Source organism: Geodermatophilus aquaeductus (assembly GCF_900182545.1).
GTDB classification, from domain to species: domain Bacteria; phylum Actinomycetota; class Actinomycetes; order Mycobacteriales; family Geodermatophilaceae; genus Geodermatophilus; species Geodermatophilus aquaeductus.
In genome coordinates this window covers 64,669-82,291 of sequence record NZ_FXTJ01000016.1, presented here as the reverse complement: position 1 = coordinate 82,291, position 17,623 = coordinate 64,669, and the positions used below count along the sequence as shown (strand labels likewise).

14 protein-coding genes are annotated in these 17,623 nt (G+C 74.8%); 7 read left to right on the top strand and 7 right to left on the bottom strand.

All coding sequences use genetic code 11. The features are described 5' to 3' along the window. Nucleotides 1-248: 248 nt before the first annotated feature. The gene (locus tag FN207_RS24375) at nt 249-1,352 is read right to left on the bottom strand and encodes an Acg family FMN-binding oxidoreductase (protein ID WP_142461027.1); all 1,104 of its coding nucleotides are present in this window, start codon (nt 1,350-1,352) and stop codon (nt 249-251) included. A 241-nt stretch (nt 1,353-1,593) separates the two neighbouring features. Between FN207_RS24375 and FN207_RS24370 the strand changes: the two genes are divergently transcribed. Then, nucleotides 1,594-2,538 (top strand): universal stress protein, encoded by a 945-nt coding sequence (locus FN207_RS24370; RefSeq protein WP_185938556.1) that lies wholly within the window; start codon nt 1,594-1,596, stop codon nt 2,536-2,538. A gap of 50 nt (nt 2,539-2,588) precedes the next feature. Here the strand turns inward: FN207_RS24370 and FN207_RS24365 are convergent, their stop codons facing one another. Continuing rightward, a complete protein-coding gene (locus FN207_RS24365; protein ID WP_142461025.1) occupies nt 2,589-3,893 on the bottom strand; it encodes a DUF1479 domain-containing protein in 1,305 nt (434 codons plus the stop codon). Nucleotides 3,894-3,986: 93 nt separating this feature from the next. Here FN207_RS24365 and FN207_RS24360 point away from each other — a divergent pair, with 93 nt between their 5' ends. After that, complete coding sequence (locus tag FN207_RS24360) at nt 3,987-5,144, top strand: ROK family transcriptional regulator (protein ID WP_142461024.1); 1,158 nt, start codon at nt 3,987-3,989, stop codon at nt 5,142-5,144. Nucleotides 5,145-5,253: 109 nt separating this feature from the next. Here the strand turns inward: FN207_RS24360 and FN207_RS24355 are convergent, their stop codons facing one another. Beyond that, a complete protein-coding gene (locus FN207_RS24355; protein WP_142461023.1) occupies nt 5,254-5,829 on the bottom strand; it encodes a TetR/AcrR family transcriptional regulator in 576 nt (191 codons plus the stop codon). Nucleotides 5,830-5,900: 71 nt separating this feature from the next. On the opposite strand from FN207_RS24355, the gene FN207_RS24350 reads away from it, so the two are divergent. Further along, nucleotides 5,901-8,297, top strand: a complete 2,397-nt coding sequence (locus tag FN207_RS24350) for a PEP/pyruvate-binding domain-containing protein (RefSeq protein ID WP_142461022.1) — start codon at nt 5,901-5,903, stop codon at nt 8,295-8,297. 210 nt (nt 8,298-8,507) lie between these two features. On the opposite strand, the gene FN207_RS24345 is transcribed toward FN207_RS24350, so the two are convergent. The 4 genes from FN207_RS24345 to FN207_RS24330 all read right to left on the bottom strand — a co-directional run bounded on the left by FN207_RS24345 (nt 8,508) and on the right by FN207_RS24330 (nt 12,511). Further along, a complete protein-coding gene (locus FN207_RS24345; RefSeq protein ID WP_142461021.1) occupies nt 8,508-8,957 on the bottom strand; it encodes a hypothetical protein in 450 nt (149 codons plus the stop codon). A 5-nt stretch (nt 8,958-8,962) separates the two neighbouring features. Continuing rightward, nucleotides 8,963-10,024 (bottom strand): flavin-containing monooxygenase, encoded by a 1,062-nt coding sequence (locus FN207_RS24340; RefSeq protein ID WP_142461020.1) that lies wholly within the window; start codon nt 10,022-10,024, stop codon nt 8,963-8,965. Further along, nucleotides 10,021-11,565, bottom strand: a complete 1,545-nt coding sequence (locus FN207_RS24335) for a multicopper oxidase family protein (protein ID WP_142461019.1) — start codon at nt 11,563-11,565, stop codon at nt 10,021-10,023. Before FN207_RS24335 ends, FN207_RS24340 begins: the two co-directional genes overlap by 4 nt. A 181-nt stretch (nt 11,566-11,746) precedes the next feature. Next, nucleotides 11,747-12,511: a DUF4389 domain-containing protein gene (locus tag FN207_RS24330; protein WP_142461018.1), complete on the bottom strand. Its 765-nt coding sequence runs from the start codon at nt 12,509-12,511 to the stop codon at nt 11,747-11,749. A 356-nt stretch (nt 12,512-12,867) separates the two neighbouring features. Between FN207_RS24330 and FN207_RS24325 the strand changes: the two genes are divergently transcribed. The 4 genes from FN207_RS24325 to FN207_RS24310 all read left to right on the top strand — a co-directional run bounded on the left by FN207_RS24325 (nt 12,868) and on the right by FN207_RS24310 (nt 17,486). Beyond that, complete coding sequence (locus tag FN207_RS24325; RefSeq protein ID WP_142461017.1) at nt 12,868-13,479, top strand: TetR/AcrR family transcriptional regulator; 612 nt, start codon at nt 12,868-12,870, stop codon at nt 13,477-13,479. Between the two features lie 14 nt (nt 13,480-13,493). After that, nucleotides 13,494-16,253 (top strand): winged helix-turn-helix domain-containing protein, encoded by a 2,760-nt coding sequence (locus FN207_RS24320; RefSeq protein ID WP_142461016.1) that lies wholly within the window; start codon nt 13,494-13,496, stop codon nt 16,251-16,253. A 184-nt stretch (nt 16,254-16,437) separates the two neighbouring features. Beyond that, entirely contained in the window at nt 16,438-16,728 is a 291-nt protein-coding gene (locus FN207_RS24315; RefSeq protein ID WP_142461015.1) for a hypothetical protein, read from the top strand. Continuing rightward, nucleotides 16,725-17,486 carry a DUF4386 domain-containing protein gene (locus FN207_RS24310; RefSeq protein WP_142461014.1) on the top strand — a complete coding sequence of 254 codons (762 nt, stop codon included), beginning with the start codon at nt 16,725-16,727 and terminating at the stop codon, nt 17,484-17,486. The genes FN207_RS24315 and FN207_RS24310 overlap by 4 nt, the downstream gene beginning before the upstream one ends. Nucleotides 17,487-17,623: the final 137 nt, after the last annotated feature.

The window sequence follows — 17,623 nt, the reverse complement described above, 5'->3', positions numbered from 1 at the left end:
GTCGCGGGTCTGCAGGTGGGCGACGGCCCGTGTCCGGCCGTCGTGCTCCCCGATGTCGATGCGCACGGTCCACGTCTTCTCCGCGTCCACGTCGGCCTCCTCGTCGCAGGGATGGGCGGTACCGACGGTGCTGGTCTCCTGCGGCGGTCGACGCGGCCGGAAGGCCGGACCGCGCGGGACTTCCGGCCCGGGGTCGCACGGCCTCGCGTGCCGCGGCAGGCGCGCGGTTCGCGGGTGGCGGCCGGCGGTCAGACCCAGGTGGTCCCCCCGCGGCCGTCGGAGACGGGACGAGCGGGCGGCCGCGGCCGGCCGGCCGGCCCCTGCCCCTCCCGCTCGACGGGAGCGGCGCTGTTCTCGACGACCGTGGCCCGGGGGCGGCGCGGTGTCGGCGAGGTGGCGGGCGCGCGGCCGACGCGGAGCACCGACTGCGGGTGCGCGTCCCACGTGAGGGCCGAGCGCAGCTGCGTGCGGGTGACCGGGACCTCGACGGCCTGGGTGAGCGGCCCGGCGACCCAGCCGCGGGCGGTGAGCTCCAGGAGCACCCGCTCGAGGGCCTCGCCGCACCGCAGCCACGCCAGCGGGTCGTCGGAGGCGGTCGCCAGCACGACGATGGTCTGCTCGGTGCCCGAGTCGGTGTCCGGGGGGAGCCGGCCGGCGCCGGCGGTGTCGAAGTCGCGGACCGGCAGCGCGTCGTGCTGGTGTCCGTCGACGTGGGGGACCACGGACACCGGGATGCCGTCGCCGGTGGCGGGGTCCCGGTTGGTCCAGCGGCGCAGCTCGGCCCGGTAGGCGGGGTCGGCGTTCTGGACGGCGTCGGCCTGCTGGGTGAGCCGGGCGAGGAGCCGGAGGTGCTCCTCGCCGGTGATCGGGACCAGGGTGGTGTCCTCGGCGGCGGCCGCCGCGACCAGGACCCGCAGCACGTCCTCGGGCACCCCTTCGGCCGTGTAGCGCCGCCGGTTGGTCCGGCGCCTGCGCACGGCGGGGGCGAGCGCGGCCAGTGCCGGGTCCGCCGGGCCCTCGACCGGCCGGAGCACGGCCATCAGGCCGGGGTCGGCAGCATCGGGCAGCCGGTCGACGCGGGCGGCGTGCCCGCTGGCGGCCACCGCTACCCGGGCGTTGAACAGCGCCGCGCCGACGCTGTGTGTCAGGGCCCGACCGGCGGGGTCCAGGACGGTCAGCTGCCGGGCGTGGTCCGCGGAGAGCTCCAGCCGGTCCGGGTGCAACGCGATCCGCCACGGCTGCGAGTTGTGTACCGAGGGCGCCCGTACGGCGGCGTCGGCGGCCGCCTCCAGCGGTGGGAGGTGCCGGGTCCGGATCGGCTGCGGGTCGGGTGGGGCGGTGCGGCCGGTCATGGTGCGACTCCTCGGGACGGTGCCTGCCCCGAGCCTCGTCCGCGGAGGCGTCCTCGTCCGGGGCCCGCGGTCATCGCCGGCAGTGACGAACGTCCCCGTCCTGGTCGAGGTCGGTGCGCTCGGCGAGGTGGCCGACGGGACGAAGGTCCTGGTCGATCCGTGACGTCGGGTGGCGTCGCCGTCCGCGGGACCCCTCGATCCTGGACGGGGGCCGGACGGGAACGACGGAGGCGGAGCGACTGTGACGAGCGAGCGGGCGGGCGAACGGATCGTCGTCGGGGTCGACGGGTCACCCGGTGGCCGGGCGGCGCTCGTCTGGGCGCTGGCGGCCGGCGCCCGCGCGGGGGCGGAGGTCGAGGTCGTCAGCGCCGTCCCGGTGAATCCCTGGTCGCCCCTGGACGTGATCGACACCTCCCGTGCCGAGCACGTGCGAGCCGACACCGAGGCGCGGCTGCGGGCGAGCGTCGCCGAGGCGACGAGTGACCCCGCGGTACGGGCGGTCGCGCGGGACGGGACGCACCCGGTCGTCGTCACCGTCGTGTCCGGGAGCCCCGCCGAGGCGCTGGTGGCGCGGGCCGAGGGCGCCGGGCTGCTCGTGGTGGGCAGCCGTGGCCGGGGAGCCGTGAGGAGCGCGCTGCTCGGTTCGGTGGCCCTGCACTGCGCGGCGCACGCGCCGTGCCCGGTCGTCGTCGTCCACCCCGGGGCGGAGTCGGGGACGCGGGTGGTCGTGGGGGTCGACGACTCGCCGGTGGCGCACGCTGCGCTGACGGAGGCGGTGCGGCACGCCCGCCGGCTCGGCGCTGCCGTGGAGGCGGTCCTGGTCTGCCAGCCCGTCACCTACTGGAGCGACGCCACCGTCCCGGCGCCGCCGGTCGGCGAGACGCTCGAGGCGGCCCGGGGACGCGCCGAGCGCATCGTGGCCGCCGTCCTGGGCCCCGGACCGCATCCGGACGTCGAGGCGACCGTGGAGACCGGCGCGCCGGGGGACGTCCTCGTGCGGCGGGCCGCGGGAGCCGCCCTCCTCGTCGTCGGCAGCCGCAGCCGGAGCCGGCTGACCGGGCTGGCGCTCGGATCGGTCGCCCTGCACTGCGTCGTGCACGCGTCGTGCCCGGTGCTGGTCGTCCGGCACGGCCGGGCGCACGCGGCCGCCCCCGGCCCGCGCGCCACGTCCCCGGCACGCGGCTGACCGCCGCACCGGTGTGCGGCGGCCGGCCGGCGTGCGGGAGGCGACGCGTGTCAGGCGAGGCCGAGGCCGCGGCGGCCGGTGTCGTTGAGCCGGTCAGCTGAGAACCGGTTGCCCCAGTCGCGCTCGTAGTGCTCGGCGGGGAAGTCGGTGGGGCTGGAACCGGTGAGGAACGCGTCGCGGACGGAGGCGGCGTAGGCCTCGTTGCGCGCGCACCAGGGGGCGGCGGGGACGTACATGACGTTGCCCCAGCCCTGCTGGTCCTCGACGGGGTCGACGCCGTGGATCATGTCGCAGTGCCACCAGACGGAGTCGCCGGCCTGCACGTCGGGGATGGGGGTCACGGCGCGCAGCAGCAGTGAGTGCCACTCCCGGGTGGCCGGGAAGACGCGGTTGGTGGTCACCCCGCACATGCTGTCCTCGGGTACGTCGGCCAGCAGTGGGCGCAGCATGAGGTAGGCCATCGCCTCGGGGATGGGCACGGTGTGCAGCACGCCCTGGTCGTTGGCCATGTCCGACAGCGCGGTCCAGCCCTGGAAGGTGCGGAACGCCGAGCACATGGTGGAACCGGGGTACTGCGGGCCGGCGGTGCGGTGGGCGGCGTCCCAGGGGTCGTAGGCCTCCACGGTGCCGTCGAACAGGTGCCGGAAGGCCTTCTGGTAGGCCTCGGTCATCCACAGGTCCAGGGTGCCGGGGTCCAGGTGGGTGCCCAGGCCGCCGGAGTCCGCGCCCGGCGGCCGGCGGCGGATGCGGTCGGGGTAGAGCGAGTCGCGGTCGGGGTCGAACCACTGCACGCCGTCGGACTCGGACCTCCACAGCGCGTTCAGCAGGCCCTGCACGCGGGCCATGCGGTCGCTCTGCCGGGCCTCCATCTGCGCCGGGGACCAGTAGATCGGGTAGATCTCGGGCTTGGAGCCGACGCTGCCGAAGAAGTCGTCGCCGGGGCCGCGGTAGTCCTCGAAGAACCGGTTGCTCTCGACGTAGTCGACGATGCCGGCGTCCCAGGCCAGCGCCTGCTCGCGCGGGAAGTGCCCGCGCACGACCAGGCAGCCGCGCCGACGCAGCTGGGCCAGCTGCTCGGCGGAGACGGCGCCGGCCTCGATGTCGGCGTAGTCGACGACCGGCCAGAGCTCCTCGCCGCGCGTCTTCGCGGCCTCGATCTCGGCGACCGCGGCGGCGATGCGGGCCTCGACGACGGCGAAGACCTCCTCCACGGTGCGGCCGGAGGCGGCGATGCGCGCCCGCAGCGCCGGCTTGATCTCCCGGATCGCGGCCTTCAGGTCCTCCGGGGTGGTCTCCCAGTGCGGCAGCGGCGGCAGCGTCGCCCGGGCGGTGTCGGGTGGGGAGGTGACGGTCATGGCGCTCACTCCATTCAGGAAGGACTCCTTACTTGGAGGGGAGCCTACGGTGCACCCGCTTTCTAGGCAACACTCCTGACTAGAGTCGTCCGCATGACCCCGGCCAAGCCGTCGCTCGAGTTGCTCCGGTCGCTGACCGACGAGCACGTGCTCCGCGCGCTGATCGACGAGCGACGGCTCACCCGCGCCGAGATCGCCGCCCGCACCGGCATCTCCAAGCCCACCGTCGGGGAGAGCGTGCGGCGGCTGACCGGGGCGGGTCTGCTGCGCGACACCGGCGAGCGCACCACCGGCCGCGGCCGGATCGGCACCTACTACTCCCTCGCCGACGACCTCGGGCTCGCCCTGGTCGTCGGCATCGCCCCCGACGGCGTCGTCGCCGAGGCCGTCGACGTCCACGGGGAGGTCGTCGCCCGGGAGGTCGAGGAGGTCGGGCGCCCGGCGCACCCCGACCAGGTGGCCGGGGCGCTGCGGGCGGTGGCCGAACGGAGCCTGGCCGGCGGCCCGGGGCCGGCGCGGCTCGCCGTCGTGAGCGCCGCCGACCCGGTCGACCGGGGAACGGGCCGCCTGGTCCACCTGCCCGACGCGCCGTTCCTCGTCGGTGAGCTCTCCCCGGTCGAGGTCCTCGCCCCCCTGGTCGCGGGGCCGGTGGTCGTGGACAACGACGTCAACTGGGCCGCCCGCGCCGAGCGCGCGGCGGCGGCCCCGGGTGGGCTCGACACGTTCGCCTACCTCTACCTGGGCGAGGGGCTCGGCTGTGCCGTCGTGGCCGACGGTGAGGTGCGCCGCGGGCACGGCGGCCTCGCCGGCGAGATCGCCCACGTGCTCACCCGCGGCCCCCGTGGTCGAGCCGTCGCCTTCACCGAGGTCTTCGCCGAGCTGCAGCTGCGCCGGCCCGGCTCCACCGCCATCGACGTGCCCGCGCTGCTGCACGCCGTCGACGCCGACGGGCGGCGGGCGGACGGCGTGATCGCCGCGCTGGCCGACGCGATCTGCGGTGTGCTCGGGGCCCTGGTCGCGCTGACCGATCCGCAGCTCGTCGTCGTCGGCGGCACCTGGGGCACCCATCCGGCCGTTCTCCAGGCCGTCTCCGACGGGTCCGGTCGGCTGCCGCGGCGCGCACCGGTCCGGGCCGCGAGCGTCGCGACGGAGCCGTCGCTGGCCGGTGCCCGCCACCAGGCGCTGGACGATCTCCGGGCGGTCATCCTGACCCAGGCGTCTGCTCATCCGGTTGCCGATCCGGTGCGGTGACCGTGTCGATCGCCGCTCGCACCCGTCCTCGGCACGATCCGGTCGACGCCGATCTCCTCGGCGAGCTGTTCGCGCCGGCTCCACCCGCCCTCGTGTCCGGGATGCATACCTAGGGCCGGCCGAAGAGCAGCACGAGCTGTGCGTCGAGCGCGGCGGCCGCATCCTCCGCGGCGTACTGCTGCGACAGCACCTGCAGGCCGAGACCGTCGACGAGCGCGAGCAGCCCCGCTGCCCCCTGTTCGGGGTCGACGCCGTCCACACCGGCTGCTCGCAGCTGCTCGGCGAGGAACCCGCGCATCTGCGCAGCGGCCTCGCGCAGCCCCGACGCGAGTGAGGGCTTCACCGCGGCGTACGCGAGGAACGCGAGCACGACGTGGTTCTCCAGCCGGCGCGTCTCGTCGAGCGGCAGCACCTGGAGCAGCAGCCCGCGGACGAGCTCGCGCGGCGCCGCCGGTGCCGCCACTGCCTGCGACCGCCGGCGGATCCGGTCCATGACCATCCCGAGGGCGAACACCATCATCTCGTCCTTGGTGCGGAAGTAGTGCTGCACCATCCCCGTCGAGACCCCTGCCTCGGCCGCCACGTGCCGCAGGCTCACCGCTTCCAGGCCGCGCGCGGCCGCCAGGCGCATCAGTGCGTCGGCGAGCAGTTCCCGGCGCTCACGGCGGTCCACCCTGCGGGCCATGCGACTCCTTGCATTGCACCTGTATTGCGACGGCGCCTACAGTGCAGTCGTATCAGGCAGGGGGCTTCGGCATGCACGTGCTCGAGTTGACCGCGATCGACCCGGGACGGCGGGACCTCGTGGGCGGCAAGGCCGCCGGCCTCGCCGCGCTGATCCGGTGGGGCGAGCGCGTGCCGGACGGCTTCTGCGTCACGACCGACGCCCATCGGCACGGGAAGGTGCCGCGGGCCGAGGTGCTCGCGGCATACGACCGACTCGGCGGCGGGCCGGTGGCGGTCCGGTCCAGCGCCACCGCCGAGGACCTGCCGGACGCGAGCTTCGCCGGCCAGCAGGACACGTACCTCTCGGTGACCGGCGCGGAGCCGCTGCTCGAGGCGATCGCCGCCTGCTGGGGCTCCCTGCACACCGAGCGCGCCATGGCCTACCGCGAAGCCTCCGGAGTACCGCACGACACCGTGCGCATGGCGGTCGTCGTCCAACGGATGGTCGACGCCGAGGTGGCGGGCGTGCTGTTCACGGCCAATCCGGTCACCGGCTCGCGGAGCGAGACCGTCGTCGACGCCGCGTCGGGACTGGGCTCGGCGGTCGTCGACGGTACGGCGGCGGCCGACCACTACGTGCTGGACGGCGCCACCCCGGAGACCCGCGGCTGTCTCACACCAGGACGGCTGAGGGAGCTCCGCGACGTCGGGCAGCGGCTCCAGGACCGCTTCGGCGCACCGCAGGACGTCGAGTGGGGATACGACCGTGACGGCACGCTGTGGCTGCTGCAGTCGCGGCCGATCACCACGCTGTTCCCAGCGCCCCCGGAGAGCGGGAAGCCGGGCCCGCGGCTGTACGTCGAGTTCGGCAACGTCCAGGGCATGCTCCAGCCGGTCACGCCGATGGGCATGTCGACGCTGAGGTCGATGCTGGCGGGCATGCTCGCGTCGTTCGGTCTCACGGTCGAGATCGCCGACATCGGCGGGCGGCTGTACGGGGACCTGACCGACGCGATGCGCGACCCGTCGACCCGGAAGCGACTGGTGGAGCTCATGGCGGTCGACTTCGGGCCGCGCGCGCAGGCAGTGACCGAGTACCTGCTGGACGATCCCCGGTTCGCCCCGGAACGGGGCTCCCGTCGGCGCAACACCGCCGCGCTGACGATGGGGCCACGGGCGGTGGCCGGGATCCTGGGCGCCCTGGCCCGACCCGCGGCGGCGCGGGAGCGCGTGTTCGGCGAGCTCGAGCGTCTCCGACAGCAGCCGGCGACCGATCCGGCCACGGCCGCCGAGTTGCTGGAGCTGGTACAGGAGGAGACGGCTTCGACCGCGCGCCTCGACGGCATCACCTGGCCGGTCGTCAGCGGACTCCTCGTCTCTGCGGCTCTGCCGCCGCTGCTCGCGGGCATCGCGAGCGAGGACGAGGTGCGCACCGTGCTCGGGGGCATGCCCCACAACGTCACGATCGAGATGGACCTCGCGCTCTGGCAGGTCGCCCGGCGGGCTGCGCCGTACCGCGAGGTCCTGGCGGGCACGCCACCGGCCGAGCTCGCCGCGGCCCACCTGCAGGGGAGGCTGCCGGACTTCGGCCTGAGCGCCTTCCTCGACAGGTATGGCATCCGGTGCGCCGCGGAGGTCGACGTCGGCGTGCCGCGCTGGTCCGAGGATCCGACGCCGGTTCTCGCGATGCTCGTGAACCACCTGCGCGTCGTCGATCCCGAGCAGGCCCCTGACCGTCGGTTCGAACGTGCCGCGGCCCGGGCCGAGGCGATGCTCGCCGACCTCGTTCAGCGGGCACGCCGCAGCCGGCGGGTGCGCGGTCGGCTCGCCGGCTTCTTCCTGCGCCGCGCGCGGGAGCTGGGCGGGCTGCGCGAGGCGGGGAAGTTCGCCGGGCTCTACGCCTTGCGCGACCGGCGCCGACGCCTCCTCCTCCTCGGGGCCCAGCTCCGGGCGGAGGGGCTCCTGGAGCGCGCGGACGACGTCATGTTCCTCACGCTGCCCGAGCTGCAGGCGGGCGTGCAGCGTGGCGACGACCTGCGCGAGGTGGTCGCTGGACGGCGGTCGGAGCACATGCGGGAGCTGCGGCGCCGGACCGTTCCGGTCGCCCTGCTCTCCGACGGCACCGACGTGGAGGCGCTGCTGCCGCCTCGGGCGTCCGACGACCGCACTCTCACCGGCGTCGGTGCGGCATCCGGGCGGGCCCGCGGCCGCGCCCGCGTGATCCGTGACCCGGCGAGCGCGTCGATCGAGCCGGGCGAGATCCTCGTCGCGCCGACGACCGACCCGGGCTGGACACCGCTGTTCCTCACCGCGGGCGGGCTGGTCACCGAGACCGGTGCGGTGATGGCGCACGGGCCGACCGTTGCCCGGGAGTACGGCATCCCTGCCGTGATCTGCGTCCCGGGCGCGACCGAGCGCATCAGGACCGGTCAGGTGGTCACCGTCGACGGGGCCGCAGGGACGGTCACGATGGAGCAACCGACGTGAAGGACGTCGCCTCCTCCGGTCTCGTCGCCGTCCTCTCCGGGTGACCGATCGCCCACGGGGGTGAGGCGCGATCCCCGCGTGCCGACCCTCCGCATCACCCAGGACGACGCCGCCGACGAGCTGCTCGGCCGCGACCCACTCGGCTGCCGCGGGTCGCAGGAGCAGCGACGACGAGCGCCCGTTCGTGTGCACCGGTCACCCCGGGAGCGGTCACCACCCCACCCGGACGTCCGCCAGGATCGTGACGGCGATGAGAGCAGCGGCGACGACGTCGACGCTGGCGCAGAACGGCGGCCACCAGCGGGTACCGGACACGAACCCCGTGCGGTGCTGCCAGAGGTCCTTGAGGCCGTGGCCGGCCAGCCCGGCCACCAGTACCCACGCCGGGCCGGTCACACCGACCGCCGCGACGACGGCGAACACCGCCGCGACGCAGACCTCGACGGCGATCACGGTGCGCCGCCCGTCGGCGACGGCGAAGCCGATGTAGATCGCGGCGATCAGCGTCAGCCCCAGTGCGTAGACGGTGGCCGCGTCGAGCCAGGGGAGCGCCAGCGGTGACGCGGCCTGGAGAACGCCCCAGACCGCGCCCCAGAGCACCGGGGTGCGCAGTCCGCCGACGTGTCGGGCGTCGGCGGGGGCGCGGCCGGGGGCGATCACGGCTGTCAGGCGCTCGTGCGGCACCGGGCCGCTATCCGCCCGGCGAGGAACTCGGCGTCGTTCCCCACCCAGCCCAGCAGCGCCGAGCCCCGGGTGTGCTGCCAGATCCGGCCGAGCGTGTACAGCCCCGGCGACGGCGTGACCCCGCGCGACTGCCGTAGCCGCCCGTGCTCGTCGACGGCGTCGGGGACGTCGACCCACGAGTCGTCGGTGGTGAACCCGGTCGCCCAGACCACGACGTCGTACTCAGCGTCCGTGCCGTCCGCGAACGTGACGCGGCGCCCGGCCGCAGCCTGGACCCGCGGCCGGACGGTGACGCCGTGCCGGCGGGCGAGCCGCCTCGGACCGGTGCCGACGTTCTGGTCCCGGCCGGCCAGCCGCCGGCCCAGTCGCGAGTCGGCGGTCACGCGGTCCAGCCGCAGCCCGGACGCCCACCACCACACGTCCCGGCCCAGCGGCCGCTGAGGCACGGTGGGGACGCGGGCGCCCACCGCCAGGTCGACCGTCCGGGTCGCGGACAGCTCGAGGGCGATCTGGCAGCCGGAGTTCGCCGCCCCGACGACGAGCACCCGGCCCGGCGGCAGCTGCCCGGGGCGCCGGTAGTCCGCGCTGTGCACCTGGTGCACCTCGGCCGCGAGGTCCGCGGCGACCGGCGGGGTGGACGGCTGCTGGAACCCGCCGGTGGCCACGACCACCTGAGGGGTCTCGAGCGCGTCGGCGCCGGCCTTGACCAGGTAGCCGCCGTCGCCGGTGCGCGTCAGTGACGTGACCGTCGTGTCGAGGCGGACCGGCAGCTCGAACTCCTCCGCGTAGGCCCGCAGGTACTCCGCGACCTCGTCCTTGCCCGGGTAGACGTCCGCGGCCGCGGGGAACGGCAACCCGGGCAGGCTGTCGTAGCGGCCGGAGGTGAACAGCCGCAGCGAGTCCCAGCGGGACCGCCACGTGTGCCCGACCTCCGGGCCGGAGTCCAGGATCTCGAAGCGCAGTCCCCGCTGCGTCAGGGAGTGGCCCATCGCCAGGCCGGCCTGCCCGCCCCCGATGACCAGCACGTCCCGGTCGGCGGTCACCGGACCGGCTCCGGGCGGCGCGCCACGGTGAAGCTGAACATCATGCCGCTCTCCGTGTGCTCGGCGATGTGGCAGTGCGCCATCCACAGCCCGGGGTTGCTGACGTCGAGCAGGACGTCGACCGTCTGCCCGGCGCGCAGCAGCACGGTGTCCTTCCACACCAGGTTCGGCTCCGGTGTGCCGTCGCGGGACATCACCAGGAAGCGCCCCGCCCCGTGGACGTGGAACGGATGGTGCATCGGGTGGTCCTGGTCCATGTCGTTGACCAGCCGGATCTTCACCCGGTCGCCGACGGTGAACGACCAGTCGATGGCGCCGTTCACGGCACCGGTCTCCCCGTCGACGAGCTGCCAGACCATGTTCGTGGGATCCGACGCGCGGTTCATCTCCGGCATCGTGTCCTCCCACTCCAGTCCGTCGCCGTGACCGTGGGGACCCCCGTGGTCGTGTGCGCCCCCGTCGCCCATGTCCATGTCCATGTCCATGTCCATGGTCATCTTCGAGACGAAGGCCAGGACCTTGTCCGGCGGCCGGTCCAGCTCGGCGTCGAGCAGGCGGTGCTCGGCGGTGAGGTCCGGGTCCACGCGCAGCTCGGCGTACGACCCGGCCGCAGGGCTCCCGCCGCGGTCGTCGGGCGCGACGGTGAACCCCCCGAGCTCGTAGACCCGCTCGGGGGTGCGGTGCTCCAGCCGCACCTGCCCGGGCGCGTCGAAGAGCACGTCGACGACGGCCCGCTCCGACGGGGCGAGCAGCACGTCGTCGACGAACGTCTCCCGCTCGTAGCGGCCGCTGTCGCCGCCGACGAGCTTCATCGGCGCCCCGCGCAGGGCGACGTCGAACAGCCGGGTGTTGGCCGTGTTGACCAGGTACAGGCGCACGACCTCGCCGACCGTCGCCGTCCCGGCGAAGGACGTCTCGCCGTTGACCAGCAGGACGTTGCCGAAGCGGCCCATCGCGGTGGAGTCCGGCCCGGACCGGTGGAAGGCGGCGATGTGCCCGTCCTCGACCAGCAGGTCGTCGAGGGTGAGCGTGAGCTCCCGGTCGACCGGCGGCCAGTAACCGGGGTCCGCGGGGTCGACGACGATCGTGCCGTACAGGCCCATCTCCTGCGCGAAGTCCTCGCGGATGTGGGGGTGGTACCAGTAGAAGCCGGCGTCGGGGAACTGCACCCGACAGCGGTAGCCGCCGCCGACCGGGATGGGCGCCTGGGTCTCGTGCGGGACGCCGTCGAAGCGGTTCTCCAGCCGCAGGCCGTGCCAGTGCACCGTGGTCTCCACGTCCCCGTCGTTGCGCACGTCCACGGTGACCTCCGCACCCTGCGGCACGCGCAGCGTGGGGCCGGGGATCGAGCCGTTGTAGGCCAGCATCCGCAGCCGGGCCGCGGAACCGCCTGCGCCCGGGTCGTCCTCGCGCAGGTCCTTGCGGACCGGGGCGATCGAGAGGGACAGGTGGTCCCCGTCGGCGAGCCGGACCTCCTGCGGCCGGGACACCGGCTCCAGCCCCTCGGTCCCGGTCGGGAACAGGTCGTGGTCGGTCGACATGGTGCTGTCCTTACGTGGTCGAGCGGAGGAGAGCGAGGGCGGGCAGCCGGCCGGTGGCCGCCGGGCACCTCACGTGGACGCGAGGCACGCTCACCGCGGCCGGGCGGTCGCGGTGACGTCACCTCCGGGACCCGTCGCCCGAGCGGTCGACGCCTCGGGCGACGGGAGTTCCCCGCGACGGTCAGCGCGCGGGGGCCGGCGAGGTCGGCGGCGGCGCGACCGGCATCCCCGTGGGGGGTGGTCCGACGGGCGCGGCGCGGACCGAGCCGGGGTCGGTACCGCCCTGGTCGAGCCGGAACGGCGGATAGGGGTCGACCATCAGGGCCGTGTAGGCAGCCACCCGCAGGGCCCACCGGTCCATGCCGAGCACGAAGTCGTACAGGGGCACGGGGTAGCGGCCGGTGAACAGCAGCACGATCGCGGCGATCAGGACGAGCAGGCCGACGAGGCCGCCGACGGCGCCCCAGATGTCCCCCCAGCCGTCCGTCCCGTCCGTCGCGGCGTCGGTACCCAGCCACAGCCCGCCACCGACGAAGACCGCCAGGACGAGGTAGTGCGGGATCGCCAGGAGCCACTTCACGAAGATCAGGCCCCGGGACAGCCGTTCCGGATAGGCGACGTCGAGGTGCGCCGGGTAGTCCGGTACCTCGGCGAGGGTGAACGGCGGATAGCGGTCGGTGCCGTTGGCCCCGTAGCCGTAGTAGTGCACCCGCCAGGACCAGCGCATCACGCCGACGTTGAAGTCGAACAGTCCCCGCGGATAGCGCCCGGTGAACAGGATCGCGAAGAACGCGATCACACCCACCACCCAGAAGGCCAGCCACAGGAAGACCAACACGACGAGGTGCGGGATCAGCAGCAGCCACTTGACCAGCCACAGCCCCCGGGAGGGTGCGTCCAGCGACGCGTCCACGCGGACCGGGTACGGCGTTCGGTTCTCCGTCACGTCTTCTCCTCACAGGGGCAGGCAGGTGCTCTTCCCGTGACGTGCGCAGTCCGCCCGAGCCGGATCCGCTCGGTCGCGCATGGTCAGACCGCCGGACGAGGCCCCCGGCACCCAGTCCCGGCGGAGCCGGCACCCGCCGCGGTCGGCGACCGGAGTGGCCGGTGCGCTGGCGACACCACGCACCTCCCGGCGGTCGCGAGACGGCCTCTGGACGAGGCGGCTGCGATGACGGCAACGTAGCCCCGTCCCGCACCGTTGCACAACCAGCAGTTGCGTAAATAGGTCTATGGACCTGCCGGGTAGGCTGTGACCTGGATCTTCCTGGCCGGGTATTCCGACACGAGAGGTCGTCGATCATGACGCACGGCAGGGGGACAGCGGCGTCGACCCGTGGCCGGCCCCGGGACCGCACCCTCGACGCCCGCATCCTCGACCAGGTCCTCGCCCTGCTCGCCTCGCACGGCTATGCCGGCCTGACCCTCGACGAGCTCGCCTCGCGCAGTGGCGTGGCCAAGACCACGATCCTGCGCCGATGGCCGTCGAAGGCGGCGGTCGCCGCCGCCGGGGTCGAGCGGCTGGCCCTGCAGAGCGTCGACGTGCCCGACTCCGGGACCCTGCGAGGTGACCTGCACGCGCTGCTGCACGCCGCGGTGGACACCTTCGCGCGCGGTCACGGGCAGTTCGTGCCCCGGCTGCTGCGCGAGGCCGGTCACCACCCCGAGATCACCGACCTGCTGTTCACCGTCATCCACACCCGCCGGCAGGCCTACCGACGCGTCCTGGCGCTGGCGATCGCCCGCGGCGAACTCGCCCCGACGGGGGACCAGGAACTCCTCATCGACCTGCTCATCGGCCCGATCTGGACGCGGCTGCTGATCACCCGCGATCCCATCACGAGTGGGTACGTCGACTCCGTCGTCGAGACCGTGCTGGTCGCCTTCGGTGTCGAGCCGGCGACCGCGGCCTGACCGGTGAGCTGGTCATGGCCGGCCCGCTGATCGAGACCAAGCTCCACGTCCCGCGACGGCGACGTGCCCTGGTCCCGCGTCCACGGCTGGAGGAGCGCCTGGGCCGGGTGACCGAGTCGGCACTGACGCTGGTGTCGGCGCCGGCCGGGTTCGGGAAGACCACGGTGCTCACGCAGTGGCTGTCCGCCCCCGCGGAGGGCAGGTCGGTGGCGTGGCTGTCGCTCGACGAGCGGGACGACGACCCGATGGTGTTCTGGACCTACGTCGTCGCTGCTGTCCGGACCGCGGTGCCGGAGGCGGCCGCGGGCGCGCTGGCGCTCCTGCAGTCGGCGCAGCCGTCCCCGGACGCGGTCCTCGCGACGCTGGCCAACGACCTCTCCGCCACCGCGGGTCACCTCGTGCTGGTCCTCGACGACTTCCACGTCATCGAGTCCCCCGAGGTGCTCGACGGCCTGGCGTTCCTCCTGGAGCACCTCCCGCCGCAGGTCCACCCGGTGATCGCCGGCCGCGCCGACCCGGCGCTGCACCTGGCGCGGTGGCGTGCCGGCGGGGACCTCCTCGAGATCCGCGCCGCGGACCTGCGCTTCACGGCCGGGGAGGCCGCGACCTACCTCAACGGCGCGATGGGGCTGGCACTGACCGCGGACGACGTCGCGGCGCTGGAGGGCCGCACCGAGGGCTGGATCGCCGCGCTCCAGCTGGCGGCGCTGTCGATGCAGGGCCGCGACGACGTCGCGGGGTTCATCGGCGGGTTCGCCGGGGACGACCGCTACGTCGTCGACTACCTGGTCGAGGAGGTCCTGCAACGCCAACCCGGGGACGTGCGCGGCTTCCTGCTGCAGACCTCCGTCCTGGGCCGCCTGACCGGTCCGCTGTGCGACGCGGTGACGGGTGGGGACGGCGGCCAGGCGACGCTGGAGGCTCTCGACCGGGGCAACCTGTTCCTCGTCCCGCTCGACGACCGGCGCCGGTGGTACCGCTACCACCACCTGTTCGCCGACGTCCTGCAGGTGCACCTGCGGGCCGAGCGACCCGACGTCGTGCCCGATCTGCACCGGCGGGCGAGCGCCTGGTTCGAGCGGAGTGGGGACCACGTCGAGGCGGTCGAGCACGCACTGGCCGGCGGGGACCCCGCGCGCGCGGCGGACCTGGTGGAGCCGGCGCTGCCGGCCCTGCTCCGAGCCCGGCAGGAGGCCACCGTCCGGCGCTGGCTGGAAGCGCTGCCGGACGAGGTGATCCGGGTCCGACCCGTGCTCGGCGTCGCGTACGCCGGGGCGCTGATGGTGCGGGGCGAGGTCGAGGGCGTCGAGGCGCGCCTGCAGGACGCCGAGCGATGGCTGGAGACCACCACGGCGAGCCCTCCCGGCACCGCACCCGGCGCGGAGATGGTGGTCGTCGACGACGCCGGGTTCCGCCGACTGCCCAGCGCGATCGCCATGTACCGCGCGGGGCAGGCTCTGCTCCGCGGGGACGTGGCCGGCACCGTGGCACACGCCCGGACGGCGCTCGACCTCGCCACTGACGACGACCACCTCGGCCGCGGCGGGCCGGCCGGTCTGCTCGGTCTGGCGTACTGGACCAGCGGGGACCTCGAGGCCGGGCACCGGTGGTACGCCGAGGCCGCGGCCGCGCTGGAACGGGGCGGGTACCTGTCCGACGTGACCGGCTGCGCGATCGCGCTGGCCGACATCCGGACCACCCAGGGCCGGCTCGGAGACGCGCTGCGCACCTACGAGCAGGCGCTGCAGCTGGTGACCCCCGGGACCGGAGCGGTGCTCCGCGGAGCGGCGGACATGCACGTGGGCATCGCCGCGGTGCTGCTGGAACGCGGAGACCTCGAGGGCGCGCGCCGGCACCTGGCCACCAGCAGCGACCTGGGGGAACACGCCGACATGCCGCAGAACCCCTACCGCTCGCGGGTCGTGACGGCCCGCCTCCGGGAGGCCGAGGGCGACCTCCACGGGGCGCTCGCGCTCCTCGACGAGGCACAGCGGCGCTACGTCGGCGACTACTTCCCCGAGGTGCGGCCCGTCGCCGCGCTGAGGGCGCGCACCCTGGCCCGGCACGGCCGGTGGGTCGACGCCGTCTCCTGGGCGGAGGAGCGAGGGCTGTCGGTCGACGACGACCTGGACCACCTGCGTGAGTTCGAGTACGTCACCCTGGCCCGGGCGCTCGTCGCCCGGTACGCCGCCGAGGGGGCAGACCACATGGTCTCCGGGGCCCTGGCACTGCTGCAGCGCCTGGTGCTCGCCGCGGAGCAGGGCGGGAGGACCGGCAGCGTCCTCGACGTGCTCGTCGTGCAGGCGCTCGCGCACGGGGCGCGAGGCGACCGCCCGGCCGCGCTCGCCGCGCTGCGCCGGGCGCTGACGCTGGCCGAGCGGCAGGGCCACGTCCGGCTGCTGGTGGACGAGGGCGTCCTGCTGGCCGACCCGCTACGGGCCGTCGCGGTGGAGGGACCCGCCTCCGGTTCCGCCCGTCACCTCCTCGCTGCGATGGGGACGGGCGAGGGCGCCCGACCGCCCCGTCCCCACTTGGTCGACCCGCTGAGTCCGCGCGAGCTCGAGGTCCTGCGGATGCTCGGCACGGACCTGGACGGCCCGGACATCGCCCGCCGGTTGTTCGTGTCGGTCAACACCGTGCGGACCCACACGAAGCACGTCTACGCGAAGCTCGGTGTGACCAACCGCCGCGCGGCCGTCCGCCGGGGGGCGGAGCTCGGCCTGCTCTCCCCGGCCCGCGAGGGCGCCGCGGCCGCCGTCGTCGCCGACCGGTAGGCGCGGGCCGCCGCCACTGCGCGCGTCCCGCTCTGCCGGTCCCGTCCGGCCCCGGGATCACCACCGGGATCACCAGACGTGGTGATCCGCTCTCCCCACCGCCCTCCCTACGTTCCTGCCGTACCGAGGAACACCGGACCGCCGCCCGGGGACACCCCGGGCGGCCACCGGACAGGGGGACCCGATGACGGAGCAGCCCCGCATCGGCCCCTCCGACCCGAGCCGCTACGAGATCCGCCTCGGCGGCCGGCTGGACCCCCGATGGGCCACCTGGTTCGACGGGATGACCCTCGACCAGGCCGAGGACGGCAGCACCGTCCTCACCGGTGCGGCGCTCGACCAGGCCGCACTGCACGGCGTGCTGCGCAAGGTCCGCGACCTGGGCCTGCCGCTGATCGCGGTCACGCCGCTCGACCCGGACCGGCCGCACACCCCCGGTGACGGACCCCGCCGACCCTCGAAGGACGTGCCATGACCACCACCGCGCACACCCCCGCAGTGACCCGACCGGCGCCCGATCCGATGCGCCGGACCTCCCTGGCCGCCGGCATCCTCTACCTGATCACGTTCGTCTCGGTCCCCACGCTCATGGTGTTCCAGCCGGTCCAGGACGGTGCCGACTTCGTCCTGGGCGCCGGCGACGACACCGGCGTGCTCTGGGGGGCCCTCTCCGAGGTGGTCGTCGCCCTGGCCGGCATCGGCACGGCCGTGGTGCTGTTCCGGGTGGCGAGGCGGCAGAGCGAGACGGCCGCCCTCGGGTTCGTCACCGCCCGCGTCCTGGAGGCCGCCCTCATCCTCGTCGGCGTCGTCAGCATCCTCACGCTCCTGACCCTGCGGAACGACGTCGCCGGGACCGCCGGCGCGGACCCGGCCTCGCTGGTCACGACGGGCCACACCCTGGTCGCGACCTACAACTGGGCGTTCCTGCTCAGCCAGAGCCTCATGCCCGTCTTCAACGCGCTGTGCCTGGGCTACGTGATGTACCGGTCGGGCCTGGTGCCGCGCATCCTGCCCACTCTCGGGCTCATCGGCGCCCCGCTGCTGCTCGCCTCCGACGTCGCCGTCTTCTTCGGCGCCTACGACCGGATGGCCCCGATCGCCGCGCTCGCGGCGCTCCCGATCGCCGCCTGGGAGCTCTCGCTCGGCGTCTACCTGACCGTCAGGGGCTTCCGGCCCGCGGCCGTCGCCGCGCTCACGCCGCCCCGCCGGGACCCGGAGCCGTCAGCGGCCTGAGTGCCCGTCCCGGACCCGGCCACCCCGCTCGTGCGGGACGGCCGGGTCCGCTCCGCGTCGTGCGAGCCGCGCCGGGGCGGCCGCCACCGCGACCGCGTGCCGGCCGAGCCCGACGTCGGACCCAGCTCGCGGGCGGC